Origin of the sequence: Achromobacter sp. F4_2707 (assembly GCF_047501535.1) — a bacterium.
Lineage (GTDB): Bacteria > Pseudomonadota > Gammaproteobacteria > Burkholderiales > Burkholderiaceae_B > Yanghanlia.
The window spans coordinates 239267-254566 of the sequence record NZ_JAZDRJ010000002.1 but is presented as its reverse complement, the minus strand read 5'-3'; the positions used below and the strand labels follow the sequence as shown (position 1 = coordinate 254566).

Annotated in this window: 17 protein-coding genes; 6 read left to right on the top strand and 11 right to left on the bottom strand. The window is 59.4% G+C overall.

Annotated features, from left to right (window positions below; all coding sequences use genetic code 11):
• Positions 1–66 precede the first annotated feature (66 nt).
• From VRY85_RS03195 to VRY85_RS03170, 6 genes are all read left to right on the top strand, one after another.
• The gene (locus VRY85_RS03195; RefSeq protein ID WP_414597157.1) at positions 67–1149 is read left to right on the top strand and encodes a C45 family autoproteolytic acyltransferase/hydolase; all 1083 of its coding nucleotides are present in this window, start codon (positions 67–69) and stop codon (positions 1147–1149) included.
• A complete protein-coding gene (locus VRY85_RS03190) occupies positions 1146–2480 on the top strand; it encodes an amidase (protein WP_414597156.1) in 1335 nt (444 codons plus the stop codon). Before VRY85_RS03195 ends, VRY85_RS03190 begins: the two co-directional genes overlap by 4 nt.
• 122 nt (positions 2481–2602) lie before the next feature.
• The gene (gene modA, locus VRY85_RS03185) at positions 2603–3370 is read left to right on the top strand and encodes a molybdate ABC transporter substrate-binding protein (protein ID WP_414597155.1); all 768 of its coding nucleotides are present in this window, start codon (positions 2603–2605) and stop codon (positions 3368–3370) included.
• An 87-nt stretch (positions 3371–3457) separates the two neighbouring features.
• The gene (modB, locus tag VRY85_RS03180; protein WP_414597154.1) at positions 3458–4159 is read left to right on the top strand and encodes a molybdate ABC transporter permease subunit; all 702 of its coding nucleotides are present in this window, start codon (positions 3458–3460) and stop codon (positions 4157–4159) included.
• Entirely contained in the window at positions 4156–4962 is an 807-nt protein-coding gene (locus VRY85_RS03175; RefSeq protein ID WP_414597153.1) for an ATP-binding cassette domain-containing protein, read from the top strand. The genes modB and VRY85_RS03175 overlap by 4 nt, the downstream gene beginning before the upstream one ends.
• Positions 4949–5335, top strand: coding sequence for a winged helix-turn-helix domain-containing protein (locus tag VRY85_RS03170; RefSeq protein WP_414597152.1), 387 nt, complete (start codon positions 4949–4951; stop codon positions 5333–5335). Before VRY85_RS03175 ends, VRY85_RS03170 begins: the two co-directional genes overlap by 14 nt.
• A gap of 65 nt (positions 5336–5400) precedes the next feature.
• Here the strand turns inward: VRY85_RS03170 and ccmI are convergent, their stop codons facing one another.
• From ccmI to torA, 11 genes are read right to left on the bottom strand one after another with little or no spacing between them, the layout of a single operon-like run.
• Positions 5401–6321, bottom strand: a complete 921-nt coding sequence (gene ccmI / locus VRY85_RS03165; protein ID WP_414597151.1) for a c-type cytochrome biogenesis protein CcmI — start codon at positions 6319–6321, stop codon at positions 5401–5403.
• Positions 6314–6868 carry a cytochrome c-type biogenesis protein gene (locus VRY85_RS03160; protein ID WP_414597150.1) on the bottom strand — a complete coding sequence of 185 codons (555 nt, stop codon included), beginning with the start codon at positions 6866–6868 and terminating at the stop codon, positions 6314–6316. Before VRY85_RS03160 ends, ccmI begins: the two co-directional genes overlap by 8 nt.
• Positions 6865–7395, bottom strand: coding sequence for a DsbE family thiol:disulfide interchange protein (locus VRY85_RS03155; RefSeq protein ID WP_414597149.1), 531 nt, complete (start codon positions 7393–7395; stop codon positions 6865–6867). The genes VRY85_RS03160 and VRY85_RS03155 overlap by 4 nt, the downstream gene beginning before the upstream one ends.
• The gene (locus VRY85_RS03150; RefSeq protein ID WP_414597148.1) at positions 7392–9362 is read right to left on the bottom strand and encodes a heme lyase CcmF/NrfE family subunit; all 1971 of its coding nucleotides are present in this window, start codon (positions 9360–9362) and stop codon (positions 7392–7394) included. Before VRY85_RS03150 ends, VRY85_RS03155 begins: the two co-directional genes overlap by 4 nt.
• A 2-nt stretch (positions 9363–9364) precedes the next feature.
• Positions 9365–9814 carry a cytochrome c maturation protein CcmE gene (gene ccmE, locus VRY85_RS03145; protein ID WP_414597147.1) on the bottom strand — a complete coding sequence of 150 codons (450 nt, stop codon included), beginning with the start codon at positions 9812–9814 and terminating at the stop codon, positions 9365–9367.
• Entirely contained in the window at positions 9811–9993 is a 183-nt protein-coding gene (gene ccmD / locus VRY85_RS03140; RefSeq protein ID WP_414597146.1) for a heme exporter protein CcmD, read from the bottom strand. The genes ccmE and ccmD overlap by 4 nt, the downstream gene beginning before the upstream one ends.
• Positions 9990–10787 (bottom strand): heme ABC transporter permease CcmC, encoded by a 798-nt coding sequence (gene ccmC / locus VRY85_RS03135; RefSeq protein WP_414597145.1) that lies wholly within the window; start codon positions 10785–10787, stop codon positions 9990–9992. The genes ccmD and ccmC overlap by 4 nt, the downstream gene beginning before the upstream one ends.
• 5 nt (positions 10788–10792) lie before the next feature.
• Positions 10793–11458 carry a heme exporter protein CcmB gene (gene ccmB / locus VRY85_RS03130; RefSeq protein WP_414597144.1) on the bottom strand — a complete coding sequence of 222 codons (666 nt, stop codon included), beginning with the start codon at positions 11456–11458 and terminating at the stop codon, positions 10793–10795.
• Positions 11455–12078 carry a heme ABC exporter ATP-binding protein CcmA gene (gene ccmA / locus VRY85_RS03125; RefSeq protein WP_414597143.1) on the bottom strand — a complete coding sequence of 208 codons (624 nt, stop codon included), beginning with the start codon at positions 12076–12078 and terminating at the stop codon, positions 11455–11457. The genes ccmB and ccmA overlap by 4 nt, the downstream gene beginning before the upstream one ends.
• Positions 12075–12764, bottom strand: a complete 690-nt coding sequence (gene torD, locus VRY85_RS03120; protein ID WP_414597142.1) for a molecular chaperone TorD — start codon at positions 12762–12764, stop codon at positions 12075–12077. Before torD ends, ccmA begins: the two co-directional genes overlap by 4 nt.
• Complete coding sequence (gene torA / locus VRY85_RS03115; protein ID WP_414597141.1) at positions 12764–15292, bottom strand: trimethylamine-N-oxide reductase TorA; 2529 nt, start codon at positions 15290–15292, stop codon at positions 12764–12766. Before torA ends, torD begins: the two co-directional genes overlap by 1 nt.
• Positions 15293–15300: the final 8 nt, after the last annotated feature.

Below are 15300 nucleotides of genomic sequence, written 5' to 3'. Positions count from 1 at the left end.
CGGCGCTGGAACATCATGTGCCGCTCCCGGGCGAGCAAGCCTCGTCATGGTGCATAGGAGTAGGAAATGGCATTTCAGTATGTCAAAGTGGGTGGTTCGCCATATGAAATTGGTATGCAACTGGCCCAGCAGGCAGGAGTAAAGATCAATCGCTGTATTGATCTGTATGCCGAACTGTTCGCTTCAGTCGGTGTAACTTGGGAACAGGCGGTGGAGCGCGCACAGGTTTATGTGGAAGCCATCGAAAGCTATGACCCGGACATCCTGGCCGAAATGCAGGGTATGGCCGATGGCCTGCAGCGCCCCTTGATCGATATTGTCACGCTGAATGCCCGGTCAGAAGTGATTTTTTCGGCCGCCGCCCTAGATGGCTGCACGACGTTGTCGGTCCTGCCTTCGCGCTCGGATGGGCATACCTATGTGGCGCAGAACTGGGACCATTACGTTCGATACCACGATGTCATGCTGACGGTGGAAATTGAACAGCAGGACAAGCCACGCATTCTGATGGTGACCGAAGCTGGCCTGATTGGAAAGATCGGGATGAATGATGCCGGGCTGGGCGTATGTTTCAACGCCCTGGGCTGCGAGGGAACACCTGGAGGCTTGCCCGTGCATTGCGCCGTGCGCGGGGCGTTGAACTCGCGGTCCTTGGGCGAGGCTATTGGCGCTGCCATTCAGCAGAAGTCGGCTAATGGCGTGAACCTGCACGTGGCTTCCAAGGAAGGCATTGCGGCCTGCATTGAGCTGTCCAACGATGGTTACGATGTGCTGTTCAATCAGGAAGGCGTGCTTGCGCATGCCAATCATTTCATCAGCCCTAAGCTGGTCGGCCAGGTGAAGGATAAATTCCCCGAGAGAGCGCCAGATACCTATATTCGCCTCGGCGTGGCACGCCAGCGGCTGGAGAATCACGACGGTCCCATCACCGCCGACGCCATCAGCGAGATTCTGCGCGACCATAAGAATTATCCGGATTCCATCTGCCGCCATGCGGAAAGTGACCCCCGGCCCGTGGGCAAACGCGGCAACATTTTTGAAACGGTATTTTCCATCGTCACAGACCTCGACGAAGGCGTGATGAAGGTGGCAAGTGGCTGCCCCTGCAGAACGCAATACGAAAGCTATCGCTTCGGAGAGAGGTCATGAAAAGTGCGGTAGAGCTTGTCCAAAGCTATCGCAAGGGCGAGCAATCCCCTGTGGCTGTGATTGAGGAGATGCTGGCGGCGATAAACGCCTCACCTCTGAATGCATTCATCACAGTATGCGCCGAACAGGCCAAGCAGGAAGCCGAAGCAGCTGAACAACGGCTGTCGGCAGGGGAGGCGGGCGGCGCGTTGCTGGGCGTGCCCGTAGCTGTAAAAGATTTGGTGGAAGTGGCCGGATACCGCACGACAATGGGGTCGGAACAGTATCTGGAGAATGAGTCCAGCACGGATGCCGAGGTGGTTCGCCTGCTGCGCAAGGAAGGCGCCATCGTTATCGGTAAGGCCAATACGCATCAGTTCGCCTACGGCTCTACCGGAGACCGCTCTGATTTTGGCCCGGTAAAAAATCCTGCTGATCTGTCACGGATGCCTGGCGGGTCCAGCAGTGGCTCCGCAGCGGCAGTGGCCGCGGGTCTTGCTTATGGGGCAGTGGGTACCGATACCAGTGCTTCCATCAGGTTGCCTGCTGCGTTATGCGGTGTGGTGGGCATGAAGGCGTCGCTAGGCCTTGTGTCCAAGCGCGGGGTATTCCCGCTTTCGAAAACCCTGGACTACACCGGCCCCATCTCCGCTGACGTGCGAGACAATGCTGTGTTCTTGGAGGTCATGTCCGGCAAAGAGCCCGGCACGTATACCCGCAAGCTGGATGTCGGTCTGCAAGGGCTGACCATTGGCGTGCCGCAGCGCTTCTTCACCGAGTATCTTTCGCCTTCGGTAGCCAACAGCCTTCAAGAGGCCATTCGGGCATTTGAGGCGGCTGGCTGCACGGTGAAGTCGGTGGAGATTGATCACATACAGCAGATCTACGAGGCGCAACAGCTAATCCTGAAAACCGAAGCTTATGCCGTCCACGAAGCGGCGTTGCTTAAAGGGGCGCCTTATATTGCCGAGGTGAAGGAAAGGCTGTTGGGAGGCAAGGATACCCTCGCGGTAGATTACCTGCGTAGCTTGGATTTCCAGCAAACGGCCATCGCGAGCTTCGACACTGCACTCGAAGACGTTGATGTGCTGCTGACAGCGACCTGCGGCATTACAGCCCGCTTGCTGGATGAACGCCAGACACCGTTGAATGGTGAAACCCACCACACCCCCTGGCTATTGACCCGCCTGACTGCACCAACGAATTTTTCCGGACATCCTAGTTTATCCGTGCCCTTTCTGCGCGATGAAGAAGGTTTGCCCATTGGCTTGCAGTTAATCGGAAAGATGCACGACGAAGCAACGCTGTATCAGGTGGGCGCTGGGCTGGAAGCCTGCGTATCCTCGATGTAGGCGTGTGTTGCAGCCATGAAAAAGGGAAGCGTCGGCTTCCCTTTTTTTAACTCGGCGCTGTGTTTGTTGGTATATTACGTAAGCGCTGTGCCTTGGGCAGCCGTGTTCAGGAGATTTTCATTATGAAGAAGCGGGTAGCGGTGCTTACCAGATATGCGGCGGCCTTGAGCTTGGTTTTTACCGCGCACGGCGTATCGGCGGAAACCATCACCGTATCTGCGGCGGCCAGCCTCGCCGATGCCTTCACGGAAATTGCTGCGCGGTTTTCAGCGGCTTACCCTGAAGACTCTGTGCAGTTGAATTTTGGCGCATCCGGCTCCTTACTGCAGCAAATTCTCAAAGGCGCACCGGTTGATGTGTTCGCCAGTGCCGATGAAGTCACCATGAACCGAGCTGAAGACAGGGGTTGGGTGGTGCAGGGCACACGCCAGTCGTTTGTGCAGAACACGCTGGTGCTGATTCAGCCGGCTAATGCGGGATATGTTCTGGATTCAATTGACGCTTTGCACGCGGATACGGTGCAACGCATTGCTGTGGGTAACCCGGAAAGTGTGCCTGTGGGGCGCTATGCCAAGCATTCTCTAAAGGCCGCCGGCCAGTGGGATGCGCTGCTGGAGAAAATGATTCTGGCTCAGAATGTGCGTCAGGCCCTGGATTATGTGGCGCGTGGTGAAGTGGATGCGGGCTTTGTCTATGGCACCGATGCCGTGCTGATGAAGGGCAAAGTCAAAGTGTCGTACACCGTGCCGACTGAACAGCGAATTAGTTACCCCGTTGCCGTGCTTCAGCATGGTGAGGGCAAGCCCGCCGCCCAGCGCTTTGTCGATCTACTGCTGTCTGAGGAAGGTCAGGGTGTGTTGGCAGGCTTTGGTTTTGAGCGTGCCCATTGATGGTGTCGCCGCAGCCTTTTGGCCCGTTACGCAGCCAGATGGGTTGCCAGCGCCTGTCCTCGGGCAACACAGCGGCGGGGCTTAGCTATGAGTGACTGGCCTTCTTTGGCGGAAGTACTGACGCCGCTCTTTCTATCTCTCAAAGTGGCTGTCTGGGCCACCTTATTCAGCTCGGTTACGGGTATCACTCTGGGTTTGTACCTGGCGCGCAGCGACAACCGGCTGCGCAATGTACTTGATACGCTCTGCACGCTACCCATGGTGTTGCCGCCCACCGTGCTGGGGTATTACCTGCTGGTGTTATTTGGCAGCCAGGGGGTGTTTGGCGCCTGGCTTAAGCAGCACTTTGGCATCAATCTTATCTTCAGCATTGAAGGTGCAATTGTCGCCGCCGCCGTCGTCAGTTTTCCGTTGGTATTCAAGCCTGCGCGGGCGGCGTTTGAGTCGGTGGACCACAAGCTGGAACAGGCCGGGCGGGTACTGGGCGTCAGCGAGTTGGGAATCATTCTACGTATAAGTGTGCCGGTGGCTTGGCGCGGCATTATGGCGGGCGTCATGCTGGGCTTTGTGCGGGCGCTGGGTGAGTTTGGCGCCACCCTCATGATTGCGGGCAGCATACCCGGCAAAACCCAAACCCTTTCCATTGCTATTTATGAAGCCGTTCAGGCAGGCCGGGACGGTGCCGCCAACGTTATGGCGCTGGTGATTTCCGTGGTGTGTATCAGCTTTCTGTTGATAGCGACCTGGTTGACGCAGGGGCGCCGCCAAACCCGGGGAGGCAGGGCATGAGTAGCCAGGCGAAGCTGTTCAGGCAGACAGGGGAACAGCACAACAGCGGCGAGGTGGCCGACCGGGTGGTTCCCGACCAAGGGCCGTTCAGCCCAACAACGCCCTGGTGTGATGTGCATATTCGAAAGACTCTGGTGCTTCCCACCCGCCGCTTCGAGTTGGATGTACAGTTGCGTTCCGATGCGCCACGCATTGTGTTGATGGGGCCGTCGGGCATCGGCAAGACCATGGTTTTGCAAGCCATTGCCGGATTGATCCGCCCGGATTCAGGCCATATTCGCATTGGCGGTGATCTTTTCTACGAAAAAGAATCCAATACCCATTGGCCGCCGCAGCGGCGCAAATTAGGGTTCTTGTTTCAGGATTACGCACTGCTACCGCATTTATCGGTGCTTTCCAATGTGGGCTTTGGGTTGCGGCGTGGAGTATGGGGCTGGCTGACGCGGCAACATAAAGAAGAAGCCATGTATTGGTTGGAGAGATTCGAAATTGCCCACCTTGCTCACCAGCGGCCTTGCACGCTATCCGGCGGCCAGCAACAGCGTTTGGCCCTGGCTCGCCTGGCCATCCTGAAACCTCGCGTATTATTGCTGGATGAACCGTTCTCTGCTCTGGACCCGGCCTTGCGTCAGTCCATGCGCATGGAAATCGACAAGCTTTTGAGAACACTGGCTATTCCGCTGTTAATGGTGTCCCATGACGAACAGGATCGCCTGGCGCTGAACGCTCAAGTTGTGCATCTGGCGCAGGTCGATGGAAAGACCGTGCGGGTGGAAGAAGCCGGGAATCATGCTTCAGGTTGAAGATGTTGGGGGGAATAGAGTGAACGTACGAGTCAGGTTTCGTTTGCGGGTCTACCAAGATGCGGTTGTGGCCATCGGCCCCGGCAAGGTCGACCTATTGGAAGCGATTGTTGAAGCGGGTTCGATTTCCGGTGCAGCACGGCTGATGAACATGTCCTACCGCCGCGCTTGGTCGCTGGTGGAAACGCTCAATAATGCATTGGAGCAGCCCGCCGTCATCACGGTGACGGGGGGCGCCAAGGGCGGAGGCGCCCAACTGAGTGAAATTGGCGAAGAAATCATCCGCCGCTACCGCGCGATTGAAGCCGCTGCCAATCGGGCGGCGGAAGATGATATCGCCGCCCTTACCGGTTTCTTAAAAACTGAAAACTAAGCGATAGCCAAACCTGGCAATGCCTTGCGACTGCGACAGGTGTGGGGAAGTTGCCGTGGGGCTTGTTAAAGCACCGGCGCTTGCCCCATGGGCAGTTGTGGGTCAACCTCAGCGCTCATGCCTTGGTGCGGGTCGCGCTGGGGGCTGCGTTCCTTTCCTGGGTTGTCCAGGCGCCACTGGGCTTCCTCAATTTGCTCGGCCACCCACTGATGTTCTTCACTGCCCTTGCCCACCAGCGCCTGTAGCTTTTTCCAGTGGCGTATCGCTTCGGCATACTGCCCTTTTTGGAAGGCGGAGCCACCAGCCAGGGTAAGGGCGTCGTGGTCGTTGGCGTCCAGGGCCAGAGCTTGCTCAATCAGTTCGTCAGGCTTGCCTTCAAAACTGCCCCGGTAGAGGGCCAGCACACCGGCGAATATGGAAATTTCCGTGGCGTCATCTTTGATCAACGGCCACGCGCGGCCAAACGCAATGACGGATTCTTCATAACGACCCATGGCCCGGTAGCTGCGGGCCAACATCAACTGACTGCGCAGGTCTTCCGGGTTCTGCCGGACTTTTTCTTCCAACTGCTCGACCGCGTTCACAAATTGCCCTACGTTGCCGGTACGTACGAAGTTGGCCGCTGGGTCGCTGCCAGCCAGGTTGCCGACCAGCAGATACAGCCCGGCTGCAACCAAAGGCACGGCGAATGACACGGGAATAATCCAGCGGTAGGCTGGGTTCATCACGGGGCGCTCATCAATATTGCGGATATCCGCCACCAGCCGGTTTTCGGCTTCGTAGCGCGCCTCGCGATACGTGGCTTCGTCAATGAGCCCGGCTTTGTGGTCGTTGGCAAGCTCTAGCAGAGTTTGTTCGTGCACCTGGTAGCACTGCGCTCGAGCGTCGTTATTACGGCGCACGCCTTGTTGCTTGATGCTAGACCACACCAACAAGGCCACGACGATTACGCTGATGAGGGTGGCAAGAATAATGAATTCAGTCATCGTCGCTTCCATACTGACGCTTCAGGCGTCGGAATTCTTCATGAGTTTCACGTCTGTCTTCTTCGGCTGTCGCTTGGCTAGCGCCAGGCCGCCCGCGCTTGTGAAAAGACCACAATACCCACAGCAAAAGCAGCAGGACGGCGAACGGGCCAAACCAAAGCAGCAGCGTGCGGGAATTGAAAGGGGGTTTGTAAGTGACGAAGTCGCCGTAGCGGTCAACCAGGTATTGGATGACTTCCTTATCACTGTAGCCCGCACTGATCTGTTCGCGGATCTCATCGCGCAGGTCGGCAGCCAGCGGAGCGTGCGATTCAGCCAGCGACTCGTTCTGGCAGACCAGGCAGCGTAAGTCTCGCGCCAGTTCGCGCAGGCGCGACTCTTCAGCAGGCGGCAGCCGGTTTTCGGCGGCGTAGGTGGGAGCGGCCAGGCCGGCGGCGAGCACGGCCAGACACAGCGCCAATGCATAAAACAGCCCGCTTGTTCTGGGCAAATGCTGAGCGACGAGTGCGCTTATGCGCCGCGGCCAGGGGGTGAAGGTGCGCATCATGGTTTCAGCGCCTCGTTCACGGCCGGCATGACCTTGGCCAGCATGCTTTGCTGGGACAGCGCGCCGGTGTGGCGCAGCAGAATCTTGCCGTCGCGGCCAATGACAAACGTTTCCGGCACCCCGTAAATGCCCAGGTCAATGCCCGTCTTCCCCTCGGTATCCACTGCGACGGCGGTGTAGGGGTCGCCGCCCATGTCACGCAGCCAGTCACGCGCTGCCTTGGGGTGGTCTTTGTAGTTCAAGCCTACCAAGGCGACGCCTTCGGGCAGGCGCCAGCTTAGCAGCAGGTCGTGCTCGTCCTGGCAGGCCACGCACCATGACGCCCAGACATTCATCACCCAGACCTGGCCTTTGAAGTCACTGGCATTCACGGCGGGCTGGTCGTGAGCCAGTGCCGGCAGGGTGAATTCGGGCACGGGTTTGCCGATAAGTGCTGAAGGTAGCTCGCGGGGATTCAGCGTCAGCCCAATCGCGAGCAAAATCAGTACACCCGCAAAGATGAGCAGAGGAAGAAAGCGCCGGGTCATACGGTAGCCTCCTTGGTATTGCGGCGGCGGTAGCGAGGGTCGGTCATGGCCAGCCAGCCGCCCAACACCATCAGCAGGCAGCCGGCCCACACCCAGCCCATAAGCGGCTTGTGATAGAAGCGGATCAGCCAGCCGCTGGTCGCTCTATCGCTGCCTTGCATTTCGCCTAAGGAAATATAAAGGTCGCCGAGGAACCGCCGCATAATGGCCGCTTCCGTCATGGGTTCGCCGCCGGACACATATTGCCGTTTTTCAGGCTTGAGCACACCGAGAACGCGGCCGTCTTCATCGGCAATGCGAAAGTGGCCAATGAGGGCTTCGTAGTTCGGGCCGACAAACCCTTGCAGGTTCTGGAAATGCACTTGGTGCTCGCCCATGGTGATGGTTTCCTTGGGCATGATGACGGCATCGTATTCGGTTTCGTAGGCGGTGACCACGGTGGCACCCATAGCAAAAACGGCCAGCCCGATATGCGCCAAGTGCATGCCCAGAAAGGCGCGCGGCTGGCGGCGCAAGCTACGCCATAGCGACATGCCTTTGCCCGTCTTGCGCAGACGTTGAACGATGTCCTCGCCTGAAGCGATCACCACAGACCATGCCAGGGCCAGCGCCAGCGCTACCCCCCAGCGCCACGGCCCAAAGGCCAAGGGCATCAGTGCGCCCAGCAGCAGCGCGGTGCCCCAGCACAGATAGGTGCGGCCCGCAATACGCGCCCATTTATTCTGGCGCCAGTGCAGGTGTGGCGCGACGCTCAGAAAGAACAACAGGGCCAGCCACAAGGGGGTGAGCACGCGGTTGTAATAGGGTGGGCCCACCGAGAATTTGCCGCCGCCAATGGCGTCCATCAGCAGAGGGAACAGCGTGCCAATGAACACGGCTGCGCAAGCCGCCACCAGAAACACGTTGTTCAGCAAGAGCGACGCCTCGCGCGACAGCCAGGTAAAGCGCACATTGTTGCTAAGGGCGGGCGCCCGCCAGGCGTACAGCGCGAGCGCCGACCCCACCACAATGGCGAGAAACGCCAGGATAAAGCTGCCACGCGCTGGGTCGGTCGCAAAAGCATGGACGGACGTTAGTACGCCTGAACGCACCAAAAACGTGCCCAGCAGTGAAAGCGAAAAGGCGGCAATGGCTAGCAGCACTGTCCAATGCTTGAAAACACCGCGTTTCTCAGCAACGGCCAGGGAATGAATGAGTGCCGTGCCCGCTATCCAAGGCATAAAAGATGCGTTTTCTACAGGGTCCCAGAACCACCAGCCACCCCAGCCCAGCTCGTAGTAGGCCCACATACTTCCCAGCAAAATACCGATGGTCAGAAAGACCCAGGCGGCCACCGTCCAGGGGCGGCTGAACTTAGCCCAGGCCGCATCCAATTGGCCGGTGATGAGAGCGGCGATGGCGAAGGCGAAGGCGACGGAAAACCCCACATAACCCAGATAAAGAAAGGGCGGGTGGGCCACCAGGCCGATATCCTGCAGCAACGGGTTGAGGTCGGCACCATCAACGGGTACCGGGTTCAGGCGCTCAAAGGGGTTGGACGTCAGCAGAATGAAGAGCAGAAAGCCCGAGCCTAGCAGGGCCAGCACGGCCAGTACCAGCATTTGCAGCCGTTCGGGAAGCTCGTGCGACAGCAGCGATACGGCGGCGGCCCAGAAGGCCAGCATCATCACCCACAGCAGCAGCGAGCCTTCATGGCCGCCCCAAACAGCGGCCACTTTGTAAAACACCGGTAGCAAGGAGTTGGAATGCGATGCCACATAACGGACAGAAAAATCGTCTGTCACGAAGGCATAAGCCAGGGCGATGAAGCTGGCGGTCAGCAGGATAGCCACCAACATAGTCGCCATGCGTACGGGCGCCAGCAGGCTGTGGACTTGCCGTATGCCGCCGACCAGCCCGGTCACCCCGCAGAAAATCGTTAGCACACTGGCCAAAATGACACAGAAATGCCCCAGTTCCACCCACATTTTCAGGGCTCCATCATCAGTGTCGTAGTTTTTGCGTCATGCCGGTCGAGCGCTTCTTGGGCTTCCGGGGGCATATAGTTCTCATCGTGCTTAGCCAGCACCTGGTTGGCTGTAAAGCGTTCGCCATCCCAATGGCCTTGGGCGACCGCGCCTTTACCTTCCTGAAAGAGGTCGGGCAGGATGCCGCGATAGCTGACGGGCAGAGCGACACCGTTATCAGTAATGGCGAAGTGCACGGTAACGCCATCCGCCTGGCGCTGCAGGCTGCCTGGTTCGACCAGACCCCCAATACGTACGTACTGGCCGGTGCCGACTTCCCCCGAACGGACCTCGGTGGGGGTGTAGAAGAACACCATGTTTTCGCGCAACGCCTGCACGATAAAGAAGCTTATCAGCCCCAGTACGAGCAGGCCGGCGGCCAACCATGCGAAGCGGGTTTGTCTGGGTGTCATGCTTGGGTCTTTCCTTTGTTGCGTTGCAGGCGGCTGATGCGTCGCAAAGCGTTTTTACGTGCTTGTCGAAGCGCCTGCCATTCAATAAGCACGGCCAGCGCACATAAGGCCAGAGAGCCCCAAACGTAGAGGCCATGGCCATTCAGCGACCATAACTGTTGCAGGCTGTAGCCGCTCATGTCCGTTGCTCCGTGGGTGCTGACTGAGGCAGGGCCGATGCGCTGCCATACCGCTCACCCACCCAATCAGATTGGGCTTCCCGCTCCAGGATAAGCACCCGCAGGCGGCGCACCACCGTGCCAATTGCGTAAAACCAGGCGGCGGCGCTCATCAGGAGCAGGGCGGTGAGCATGGTGGGGTGCATGCTGACGCCTGAATCAAATGATATAGACGCGCCCTGATGCAAAGTGTTCCACCACACCACAGAAAAATAGATGATGGGAACATTCACAACGCCGACCAGAGCGAGAATAGAGCCTGCGCCATCGGCGCGGCTGGCGGGTGTAATGCCGCGAGTCAGCGCAATAAAGCCCAGATACAGGAAAAGCAATAACAGCATGCTGGTCAGTCGGGCATCCCACACCCAGTAAGTGCCCCAGGTGGGTTTGCCCCACAGGGCTCCCGTCGCCAGCGATAGCACCGTCATGAGCGCTCCCGTGGGCGCGAGCGCCTGCGCCATCATGGCCGACAGGCGGGTTCTGAATACCAGATAAACGCCGGACCAGAACGCCATGGCCAAGTAGGTAATCATGGCGACCCAACTGGCCGGCACATGCAAAAACATGATGCGATAGCTTTCGCCTTGTACCGCGTCGACGGGGGCGAGGTAAAAGCCCCAATACAGGCCGAGCGCGGCCAGCACAGCGGCCAGCAGCAGTAAAGGCCGTTCCAGTTTCGCACCTAAAGCATCGAAATTGCGAGGGCTGGACCAGCGCAGCCAGCTTTGCTTGGGGGAATTCTTAGGATAATGCATGATGTTTATTCCGTTGCCAGGCGCAGGGCTGCCGCGGCTGCGGGCGGCGCGAAGAACCAGCTGCCCAACAGCAAGGCGGCTAACAACCACCATTCAGCAGAACCCGTTTGATTCGTGGCTGCCTGACTAGCGAATACTAGCACCGGAACGCACAAGGGTAAGTGCAGCAGGGCCAACAAAAGCCCGGCTTGTGGCAGGCCCAATGTCAGGGCCGCGGCGACTGCACCAATGGCGGTGAGCACCGGCATCGTAACGGCCAACGCCAATGTGACGTAAAGAATCTGCGCGCCTTCTAATTGGAATTGCATGGCCAGCAAGGGCGCGACCAGTGTCAGCGGAATGCCGATGGTCACCCAATGCGCCAGCATCTTGGCCCACACCATGACAACAGCAGGAACCGGTAGCAGCATGAGCTGAGCAAGGCTGCCATCGCGCCAGTCGTCTTCGAACAAAGCGCGCAGAGTGAGCAGATTGGCCAGCAAACCTGCCATCATCAGTACCGCGACACCCGCTTGGCGTAATAGCTCAGGGCGTGGCTCGACTGCCAGCGGAAATAGCGTGGCGACCACTACGAAAAAAACCAGCCCCATGGCGCTGTTCAGGCGGTGTCGCCAGGCCAGCGAAAGGTCGCGGCACAGCAGGCTATGGAAAATGCTCAACCCGGTTTTCACACATGCCCTTCCACTTCCATGGACACCCGTCGCGACAGCTGTAGAGACGATGGATGGCCGGAATGACTGGAAAAAAGTACGGCGCCGCCCTGTCGCACATGATGGTTAACCCACTGCGCCAGACATTCCTGGGCGGCGCTATCCAGCGCGTTAAAAGGTTCATCCAGCAGCCAGACCGGGCGCGGCATTACCGCAAGCCGCATGAGGGCCGCCCGGCGCTTTTCACCTTGTGACAGCTGGGCCGCAGGCGTATCGCTAAGGTGCGATAGACGCATTGCCGCTAGCGCTTCTTCCCAATCGTCTTCCCGGACCGGGTAGCCATGCAGGCGAAGATGCCAGCCCAGGTTCTCAGCAATGGTCCATGCGCTTTTCAGGGCGTTCTGATGGGCGCAATAGTGCAGACTGGCGTGGGGTGAGCCGACGTGCCACTGTACGCTGCCAGCTTCAGGCCGTAACAGCCCGCACAGCGCCTGCAATAAGGAGGTTTTGCCACTGCCATTGGGCCCATGCAAGTGAATGCATTCGCCCGCCCTGAGTTGCATGGACAGGCCCTGGCAGATGGAGGTGTCTCCACGCGCCAGGGCGAGGTCGGTCGTACTCAGGTAAACCTCTGCCGTCATTCAAGGCTGTCCGTGGTGAGGGTCTCGGCATCTGCTTGAATGAAGGCCAGCAGCAAGGCGGCGGCGGCCGGGTAGAAATCGCTGACGGTTTCCCCCTTCAGCGACTGGCAGCGCGCTTCAAATTGCGGCAACCAGGAAAGCAGCGCTTCTTTGAGGAAGTCTGCCTGTATATGAGCCGCCTGGGGGCGCTCCTCGGGCGCCGCGTGCTCGGCCTTGCGGATATTGTCTTCCATGAACGCCAGGAAGACGGCCAAGTGATCGGCGGGCTCTTTGAAGTCAGCATGGACTTGCAGGCCCCCCGAACGCAGGAAGGCCTGCATTTGCCGGTGCGGCTCGCCAAAGAACTGGCTGTCGAGGTAGGCCGATGCATAGGGCGCGGCGGCTGTGCGTGCGTCGTACAAAAACAGTCGGGCGAAATCGGCTGCCAGTTCGACGCGCAGGTGCGGTAAGGCGGCCCAGCCTTGCAGAGCCTGGGACAGGCGCTGCGCCTCGGCTTCGAGGCCCATGGCGGCAAAGGCCGCCAGCAAGGGTTCAGCTTGGCCCTGGCGATACGCTGCCACGGCATCGTCAGACAGTTCGATCGCAAACAGGCTGGAAAACCACGCGTAGAGGTCGGCCCGACTGCGGCTGATGGCAGCCCAGTCGGGGGTGACTTCCTCGTGAGTGCTACGGGAAGATGAAGGCATCAGCTTTCCCGCGGCACAACTTGGCCGGAAGGCGTGACCTCAATGGGCCCGCCAAAGCTCGTGACAGGCGGAGGCGTGCCGACGAACTTCTCCATTTCGACCAGGCAGGTGTTGGCGCTTGGGCCTTGTGCCAGGTCGGATGTGCCGACGTCCAGCGTCAGGGTGTTGGGGTCGCCGTAAGTATCCAGGGCGCCCACTTCGGGGCCGGTGGGGCCATACCACGCACCTTCTTGAATGCGCACAATGCCCGGCGGGAAGTTGTCGGAGACCACAGCGCCGGCCAGCAACTGGCCGCGATCGTTGAAAACGCGCACCAGGTCGCCGTCTTCAATACCACGCGCTTGTGCGTCCTCGGGGCTCATGTAAATGGGCTCCCGGCCCTGCACCGTATACACGGCGCGGCGCTCTTCCGATTCGCATGTTTGCGAGTGCAGACGCGTATCGGGGTGAACCGACTGCAACCACAGCGGGAACTTGTCCGAACCGGGCCCGCCATGGGAGCGTTCGATTTTTTCCATCCAGATCGGGTGGCCCTTGCAGTCATCGTACCCGTAGCGGGCAATACGACGGCTGTAGATCTCAATAAAGCCCGAGGGCGTGCCCAACGCGTTGACTTCAGGGTCTTCGCGGAAATCGGCGTGACGCACCCACGGCTTGCCTTCGGGGAAGATCACATAGCCTTTTTCCCAGAACTCTTCGAACGGCGGCATGAAGAAATCTTTCTTCAGGTTGTCAGCGCGGCATTCCTCGTAAAGGAACTCAACCCACTGCATTTCCGTTTTAGCGCGGGAATATTCCTGGTCGCGGCCCAGACGGCGGCTGAAGGCATGCCAGATGTCGAAGTCGGAACGCGAGTGATAGAGCGGATCGACCAGCTTGTGCATGGCGATGACGCCGCGGTTGCTGTAGGAGCCATAGGCGTCCAGGTCGTTGCGTTCGTAGGGCGTGCAGGCGGGCAGCACGATGTCGGCGAAACGGCAGGTGGCTGTCCAGTTGTAGTCGACGGCCACCACGGTTTCCACGTTCAGGTAGGCACGCTTCATGCGGTTGCGATCCTGGTGGCGGTGCCACTGGTTGCAGCCGGAGAAAATACCCATTTTGTAGGGCGGCAACTTGACCTTGTGGCCGTTGAAGTTGATTTCCTTGCCGGGCTCCAACAAGGCATCGATAGCGCGCGCCACCGGTATAACCGAGCTGTAACCCTGGTAGTCGTCGTTGACATGCTTGGGTTCGCGGCCGGTATCCAGGTTGAGGGGGAAAGCGCCGGGCATGGAAGCCCCAGACGACGATACGCCCACCGAGCTGTAGTGGTGGGAATAGCTGATGCCCCCGCCGGGCAGGCCGATCTGGCCCAGCATGGCGGCGATGATGGCGCCCATCCAGTAGGGCTGCTCGCCGTGCTGCTGGCGCTGAATTGCCCAGCCAAAGCACAGTTGGGTGCGGTTGGCCGCCATCAGACGGGCAAGTTCGCGGATGCGGTCGGCCGGCACGCCGCAGATTTCAGCGGCCCACTCAGGCGTTTTCTCGATGAAGTCTTCGGTTTCGCCCTTCACATAGGGCAAGAACTGTTCATAGCCCAGGGTGTAGGTTTCGATGAACTCGTGATCGACCAGGTCTTCCTTCCACAAGGTGTGGGCGATGGCCAGCATCAACGCGACATCGGTCATGGGGTTGATGAACTGGTGCTCGCACTCCAGGTAGTTCTGTGTCTTGCTCTTGACTGGGTCCAGGCAGATGACACGGATTTCCTTATTGGCGACCTTTTCCTTGAGCTTCTCAAAGTAGGCGTAGGCTTCGTGCGTTTCGGTGTTCCAGCCGACCTGCAGGTTCTTGATGGGGTCGTTGGCCCAGAAGATGATGACTTTGCTTTCTTCCAGAATGATGTCCCAGGAGGTGCCTTGGGAATAGACCTCGGTGGAACCCAGAACATAGGGCAGAATCATCTGGCCGGCGCCGGTGGAGTAGTCGCCCGCAGTGCCGACGCTGCGGCCGTGCATGCCAATCGCACGCAACATGTGGTTGCCGCAGCTGTGGACTTGGCCCACGGAGCGCCAGCCTACGTTGGCCGTATGCAGCGCCCAAGGGCCGTATTCGGTTTGAATGCGTTCCAGCTCTTCGTAGAGGATATCGAGGGCTTCGTCCCAGCTGACGCGCACAAAGCGGTTATCGCCGCGTTCGGCGCGGTTGCTGTTCTTGCGGTTTTTGTACCAGTCAACCCGGATCATCGGGTAACGGACACGGGAGGGGCTGTAGATGACGCCCAGCGTGCCGTCGAGAATGTCGGTCGGGTGTTTGTCGAGCTCAAACGGGCGGATCTCCACCACGCGGTCGGCTTCCACCTTGGCGCGGAAGGCGCCCCAGTGAGCGCCCGACATGCGCCAAGTGGTGATGTCGTCGGAGGAGGGGGCAGGGGCGGCGTGTGCCACGCTGGCTGCTTCAACTACGCGGATACCCAGCAAAGAGGGGGCTACCGCGCCTGCGGAAAGGGCCGCCATGCCCTTCAAAAAAGTTCGGCGAGTCGTTGTCATGCTGGCTC

Excerpts from the sequence above, each read along its gene's own strand:
- VRY85_RS03195 (WP_414597157.1), top strand. The coding sequence starts at position 67 with ATGGCATTTCAGTATGTCAAAGTGGGTGGTTCGCCATATGAAATTGGT.
- VRY85_RS03190 (WP_414597156.1), top strand. The coding sequence starts at position 1,146 with ATGAAAAGTGCGGTAGAGCTTGTCCAAAGCTATCGCAAGGGCGAGCAA.
- modA (WP_414597155.1), top strand. The coding sequence starts at position 2,603 with ATGAAGAAGCGGGTAGCGGTGCTTACCAGATATGCGGCGGCCTTGAGC.
- modB (WP_414597154.1), top strand. The coding sequence starts at position 3,458 with ATGAGTGACTGGCCTTCTTTGGCGGAAGTACTGACGCCGCTCTTTCTA.
- VRY85_RS03175 (WP_414597153.1), top strand. The coding sequence starts at position 4,156 with ATGAGTAGCCAGGCGAAGCTGTTCAGGCAGACAGGGGAACAGCACAAC.
- VRY85_RS03170 (WP_414597152.1), top strand. The coding sequence starts at position 4,949 with ATGCTTCAGGTTGAAGATGTTGGGGGGAATAGAGTGAACGTACGAGTC.
- ccmI (WP_414597151.1), bottom strand. The coding sequence starts at position 6,321 with ATGACTGAATTCATTATTCTTGCCACCCTCATCAGCGTAATCGTCGTG.
- VRY85_RS03160 (WP_414597150.1), bottom strand. The coding sequence starts at position 6,868 with ATGATGCGCACCTTCACCCCCTGGCCGCGGCGCATAAGCGCACTCGTC.
- VRY85_RS03155 (WP_414597149.1), bottom strand. The coding sequence starts at position 7,395 with ATGACCCGGCGCTTTCTTCCTCTGCTCATCTTTGCGGGTGTACTGATT.
- VRY85_RS03150 (WP_414597148.1), bottom strand. The coding sequence starts at position 9,362 with ATGTGGGTGGAACTGGGGCATTTCTGTGTCATTTTGGCCAGTGTGCTA.
- ccmE (WP_414597147.1), bottom strand. The coding sequence starts at position 9,814 with ATGACACCCAGACAAACCCGCTTCGCATGGTTGGCCGCCGGCCTGCTC.
- ccmD (WP_414597146.1), bottom strand. The coding sequence starts at position 9,993 with ATGAGCGGCTACAGCCTGCAACAGTTATGGTCGCTGAATGGCCATGGC.
- ccmC (WP_414597145.1), bottom strand. The coding sequence starts at position 10,787 with ATGCATTATCCTAAGAATTCCCCCAAGCAAAGCTGGCTGCGCTGGTCC.
- ccmA (WP_414597143.1), bottom strand. The coding sequence starts at position 12,078 with ATGACGGCAGAGGTTTACCTGAGTACGACCGACCTCGCCCTGGCGCGT.
- torD (WP_414597142.1), bottom strand. The coding sequence starts at position 12,764 with ATGCCTTCATCTTCCCGTAGCACTCACGAGGAAGTCACCCCCGACTGG.
- torA (WP_414597141.1), bottom strand. The coding sequence starts at position 15,292 with ATGACAACGACTCGCCGAACTTTTTTGAAGGGCATGGCGGCCCTTTCC.